Consider the following 4,177-nt stretch of genomic DNA (forward strand, 5'->3'; position numbering starts at 1 on the left):
GACTTTTCGGCGTCTTCCGGGGTATCGGCGTTGGCGCGCACCTGAAGATCGCGCACCTCGTCGGCCCATCCGAGGATGGTCTGGTACTCGTGGGAGAGTTCCGGATCCTTGAGGGGCACGGCTCCGAGAATGACGCGTCCGGTAGTGCCGTCGATGGAGATGAGGTCTCCCTTCTTCACCACGGTGTCGCCCACGGTGAACTGCTGATCGTCGTAATCCACGGTGACGGCTTCGCAGCCGCACACGCACGGCTTGCCCATGCCGCGCGTGACCACGGCCGCATGGCTGGTCATGCCGCCGCGGCTCGTGAGAATGCCCTGCGCCTGCACGATGCCGTGAATGTCGTCGGGCGTGGTTTCCACGCGCACGAGTATCACCTTGGCGCCCATGCGGCCGAGATGTTCGGCCTCGTTGGCGTCGAACACCACCGAACCGAACGCCGCACCCGGCGAGGCGGCCAGACCCGTGGCCAGCACGTGCGGATTCGCCGAGCTGTCGATCTGCCGGTGGAGCACGTTGGCGAGGTGTTCGGGATCAATGCGGAGAATGGCTTCCTTCTTGTCGATGAGGCCTTCGTCCACCATTTCGCAGGCGATTCTGAGGGCGGCCTGCGCGGTGCGCTTGCCGTTTCTGGTCTGCAGGATGAAGAGCTTGCCGCGTTCGATGGTGAGCTCGATGTCCTGCATGTCGCGATAGTGCTTTTCGAGGGTTTCGGCGATACTGCTGAACTGATTGTAGATTTCCGGCATTTCGTCGGCAAGGCGGGCGATGGGCTTCGGGGTACGCACGCCGGCGACCACGTCTTCGCCCTGGGCGTTGAACAGGTATTCGCCGTAGAGCTTCTTTTCGCCGGTGGAGGGATTGCGCGTGAAGGCCACGCCGCTGCCGGAATTGTCGCCCATGTTGCCGAACACCATGGACTGAATGTTCACGGCGGTGCCGAGGTTGTGATCTATCTTGTTGATGGTGCGGTACACGATGGCGCGGTGATTGTTCCAGGAGCGGAACACCGCCTCGATGGCGAGCAGAAGCTGTTCATGCACGTTTTCGGGGAAATCGCCGCCCACTTCCTGCCGATAGAGTTCCTTGTAGCGTTCAATGACGGTTTCAAGCGACTCGACGGAAAGTTCCTGATCGAGCTCGACGCCCTGCGCGGCCTTCTGTTCCGCGAGAATGTGCTCGAACTTTTCCTTGGGGACTTCCATGACCACGTCGGAGAACATCTGAATGAAGCGACGATAGGTGTCGCAGGCGAACCACTGATTGTTCGTGAGCCTCGCCAGCGCGGGGAAGGTCACCTTGTTCAGGCCGAGGTTGAGAATGGTGTCCATCATGCCGGGCATGGAGAACACGGCGCCGGAGCGAACCGAAAGAAGGAGCGGGTCGTGTTCGTCGCCGAAGCGCTTGCCCACCTTTTCTTCCACCTTGGCGAGGGCAGTCATAACCTCGTCCACGAGTCCTTCGGGCAGCTTGCCGCCGTGAGCGTAGTAGTCGCGGCAGGCGTCGGTGGAAATGGTCATGCCGTAGGGGACGGGAAGGCCGAGATTGGTCATTTCCGCCAGATTGGCTCCCTTGCCGCCCAGCAGACTCTTCATCTGTGCATTCCCTTCGTGGAACAGATACACGTACCGCATATGGACGTTCTCCTTCATCGCTAGAGGGTGACAGTTCTTTGCTTCAGGATACGAAACTCCCGGATTTCGGTCAATACGGGAAAAGAGTTTTACAAGGTTTCTGCAGAGAGCGGCGGAAAAAGAAACTTTTTTCAGGCGGCCTGCGGCGGAAAATCGCAGCGGAAGAGATGCCGCTGAGCGGTCACATGCGGTCGAGGCGCACGGAACATCCGAAAATCGTTGCGGCGCAGTCGCTTTCAAAAACTGCGCGTGGAGCTTTCCCCCCGGCACGGAAACGCGCATTCGTGGGTTCTGCGGCGGGGCCTGATTCGGCTTTTTCACCCTGGGGAACGGAGACGCGAGCGCCGAACTTAGGCAGGGCAGGAATGAGAGACTTTGCCCCTCTGGAGCGCGGGGGCGCGCCCGGCTGACGCCCGGCGGAAAGGTGGGGCAGCCCGGCGCGCGTCCAAAAGGACGCCTGAAACGCCGAACAAAGCCTGAAATGCCGGAACGTGCCGTCTCCCCGTTTTAGGAGAGCTCCGCAGGCGGCGGCCACGCGCGGGACGGGAGCACATCCGTTCCTTTTCGGCTCCGGAAGGCGGCAAGGGCGGGGAATTCTGCGATTTTTTTTCGACAGGCCCGAGTTTTTGTTTGCGTCCGCAGAGAATAGTGCTACGTTTATCGTTGTGACGGCATTGTGCAGTCGGCACACTGAACGACAGCCGCTAAAAAACACTCCGGAGAAAGCCCTACGATGAGAACTTTTTCAAAATCCAGCAAGCTCGACAACGTTCTTTACGACGTGCGCGGACCTGTCGTGGACGAAGCCGCCCGCATGGAAGAAAGCGGCATGAAAATTCTTAAGCTGAACATCGGCAACCCCGCGCCGTTCGGCTTTTCCGCGCCCGAAGAAGTGATTTTCGACATGCGCGATTCCATCGTGCAGTCGCAGGGCTATTCCGAATCGCGCGGCATCTTCTCCGCCCGCAAGGCCATCATGCAGTATGCCCAGATAAAGAATATCCCCAACGTCACCATGAAGGATATCTACACGGGCAACGGCGCCAGCGAACTTATTCAGCTTTCCATGCAGGCCCTGCTCAACAACGGCGACGAAATTCTCATTCCCTCGCCCGACTACCCCCTCTGGACCGCCTGCGCCAACCTCGCCGGCGGCAAGGCCGTTCACTACATCTGCGACGAGGAATCCGACTGGTACCCCGATCTTGATGACATGGAAAGCAAGATCACCGACAGAACCAAAGCCCTCGTCATCATCAATCCCAACAACCCCACCGGCGCGCTCTATCCCGTGGAGGTGCTCGAACGCATCGTGGAGATCGCCAGACGCCACGAGCTCATCATCTTTTCCGATGAAATCTACGACCGCCTCGTCATGGACGGCGAAAAGCACGTATCCATCGCCTCCCTCGCGCCCGACCTCTTCTGCGTGACCTTCAGCGGCCTTTCCAAGTCGCACATGGTCTGCGGCTTCCGTGTGGGCTGGATGATCCTGAGCGGCAACAAGAGCGTGGCTGCCGACTACATCGCGGGCATCAACATGCTCTCCAACATGCGCCTGTGCTCCAACGTGCCCGGACAGTCCATCATCCAGACCGCCCTCGGCGGCTACCAGAGCGTCAACGAGTACATCGTGCCCGGCGGCCGCATCTACGAACAGAGAAACTTCATCTATGAGGCCCTCAACAGCGTGCCCGGCATATCCGCCAAAAAGCCCAAGGCCGCCTTCTACATCTTCCCCAAAATCGACACCGAACGATACAATATTGTTGACGATACGCAGTTCGCCCTGGACTGCCTGCGCCAGACGCGCATTCTCTTCGTGCCCGGCTCAGGCTTCAACTGGAAAAAGCCCGACCACTTCCGTATCGTCTATCTGCCGCGCATCTCCATTCTGGAAGAAGCGGTGGACAAGCTGGCCGCGTTCCTGCGTGACTACCGTCGCTAGGCGCGTCCGCCCGGCCGACGCTCACCACGCGGGCGGCTGTGGCCATCCTTGAAACAAGCCCCGCTCCCAAGGCTCCTGCTCCTGACAGGAAGCCCGAAGAGCGGGGCGACTTTTTTTAAGGCAGAAAAGGCAGGAAAGGCATGCGGGGGAAATAATTCCCCGACAAAGTCGGGACAAGCCCCCCGCGCCCCCCTGTTTCTGCCTCCCGGCTTCGCCGGTTCGGCAGGCGCCGAAGGGAAGGCATGGAGCGTTTCTGAGAACGGGCGGGAGTGCGAAAAGGCAGTGACGCCGGGCTTGGTGTGCTTGGCAGTCACTGTTCGGTCTGCGGACGCAGTGCAGGTGTGCGCGGCTGCGCCCACCTGCGGTGGCCGACTCCTGTCCGGCCTGCGCCGGACAGTCGTGTCAAAGGAAGAGATTTCCAGATGTTTTTGGAAGAAACACCGAGGTCAGTGCCGCAAAGGTAAACCGAAAAGTGTTCTCTCAACGCTCTGGGGCCCGCGGGCGACATCAGGAGCCCGCGCCGACGGCAGGCAAACAGGCGGGATTCACTCCCGCCGTTAAACGCAATGCCCGTCGTGCAAGTTCCGCAGGCCGT

Annotated in this window: 2 protein-coding genes; one reads left to right on the forward strand and one right to left on the reverse strand. The window is 60.3% G+C overall.

Annotation, left to right across the window (positions count from 1 at the left end; genetic code table 11):
* Positions 1-1,634, reverse strand: a 1,634-nt coding sequence (ppdK, locus tag ACZM96_RS09810) for a pyruvate, phosphate dikinase (RefSeq protein WP_489488827.1), incomplete at its 3' end; no start/stop codon positions are given.
* A gap of 733 nt (positions 1,635-2,367) precedes the next feature.
* Between ppdK and ACZM96_RS09815 the strand changes: the two genes are divergently transcribed.
* Entirely contained in the window at positions 2,368-3,582 is a 1,215-nt protein-coding gene (locus ACZM96_RS09815) for an aminotransferase class I/II-fold pyridoxal phosphate-dependent enzyme (protein ID WP_346664865.1), read from the forward strand.
* The last annotated feature ends 595 nt before the right edge of the window (positions 3,583-4,177 follow it).

It is taken from the genome of Mailhella sp., assembly GCF_057866825.1.